Source organism: Rhodococcus sp. T7 (genome assembly GCF_009872365.1).
In the GTDB taxonomy this organism is placed as follows: domain Bacteria; phylum Actinomycetota; class Actinomycetes; order Mycobacteriales; family Mycobacteriaceae; genus Rhodococcus_F.
Window position 1 is genome coordinate 741000 of sequence record NZ_WXYH01000389.1, and the last position, 1695, is coordinate 742694.

A 1695-nucleotide genomic window follows, 5' to 3' on the forward strand; every position below is an offset into this window, starting at 1 on the left:
ACAACGACTCATCGCGTCGTCTACGCTGTCAGTCGCCGCATGAAATCCGGTGTCCACTCCCGAGGGGCAACCTCACCACTGCGGTCGACCTCGCCGATCCAACCGACGCTGCCATGCGCGCCGTCGAGTGCTGGTTGACAACGCTCTGACCTCGGTGGGACTCGGTCGTGCACGCTCCGCAGTGCGGCGTTTGGCAATTACCACAACAGGTTTCAACCCTGCGCTTGATCCTCACGTCCCACTCGCGGGACACGGAGACGGGAAACGATCATGCATGAGTCATTTTCTTCCGCTCTCAACGAGATGTCGGTCGCCGATGCAGTGATGCAGCTGGCGTCCGGAACCGTTGAACTCGCGCTCGAAGACGCGCACGAGTTCGCTCGCTGGTGCTGGTTCGCCGACGTGCTCGACTCAGGCTGGGGCTTGACCGGCAGGCTCCAGGCCGCCGGCGATGATGTATTCCACGCACTTGAGCGCGTCGCCGGTATGTGCCGAACATCGGAAACGAAGGCGCTCAGCCCCGATGCGTGGCGCGCGGCGTACGAGGCCACGGAGAGATTGGCCCACAGCTCGGCCGTAACCAGTTCAGAGGCCACCTATCTGGCACTTTCGGCGGCGAACGACATCGCACTCGAATGCATCGACGAAACGCACCCCGAGTTCACAGTCGCGATAGCGCTGGCATTCGAGTCCCTCGCCGCCTGTGCGGCGGACTCCGCGGTAGCGCGATGCTGGATCGCCCGCGCTCTGACCGAATGGACGAACCGAACGCACCCAGTCGCGGGCGGCCCGCGAACGGGAGAAGCCCCACCGATCACGGACACTCGGCAGAACGCGTCGATACTCTCCGCAGGTTGTGGCGAGAGGGTCTTGTTGAGAGTGAGCGGCAACCTCTGAAAGGGGCACCGGCAACAGCGCTCCTTGAGACTCGCCTGGGTGCGGCATGTGCTGGTCCGGTTGTCTGGGTGGTCGGTGCCACCGGCTTTGGTGTTGCGGATGTGGTCTACCTCGGTGGCTGGTTGTCCGCATGTGGTGCAGGTTTTGTTGTCGCGTTCGAGGATGGTTCGGCGGAGTCTGCGCCATGCGGCGGTGCTGGTTCGGGGGTCGCCTGAGCCCCAGTTGTGTGTCATGCGTTGTCCTTCGGGTTGGGGCATCTCTCAGCCCTCGGGGAGTAACGGCGGTCACTCCGTCAGCGATAGTCAGGCAGGTCGGGAGGACCAGGAGACAGTCATGATCGGCAATGTGTTCGACATACCAGTGTTCGGTGACCCGATCTGGCCTCCGGGTGTTTGGTACGTCAACTTCGCCAACTGGTTTAACCAGCTCTGAGGGGCCATCATGAACACCCTGTGGCTGTGGCCCTGGAACATCGTTGAAATCGGTACCAGACTGCTGTTCAGCCAGATCGGTGGTGGTTCGTAATGTTCGGGCTACTTACTGATATGGCCGATTGGTTCAGCCTGCACGTCTTGACGCCGACTCAGCACCTATGGCAGCCATTGTTGCAAGCATGGATGGACTGGCGGTACTGACATGATCGGCAACCTGCCTGACTACAACTGGTTCTATCCAGGTCTCGGTGGAATCAGCGTGTTCATGTTCTGGTTCTTCGACGACGTGAATCGCCCCGGGTTCTACGGAGGCTCGGCTATCTGGTTCCGGCCTCAGCGAGGACCGGTGTCTCACGGTAGTCGG

The 1695-nt window shown here is 61.5% G+C and carries 1 protein-coding gene; it reads left to right on the top strand.

Annotated features, from left to right (window positions below; all coding sequences use genetic code 11):
* Positions 1-303: 303 nt before the first annotated feature.
* Positions 304-897 carry a hypothetical protein gene (locus MLGJGCBP_RS47495; RefSeq protein WP_236581210.1) on the top strand — a complete coding sequence of 198 codons (594 nt, stop codon included), beginning with the start codon at positions 304-306 and terminating at the stop codon, positions 895-897.
* Positions 898-1695 lie beyond the last annotated feature (798 nt).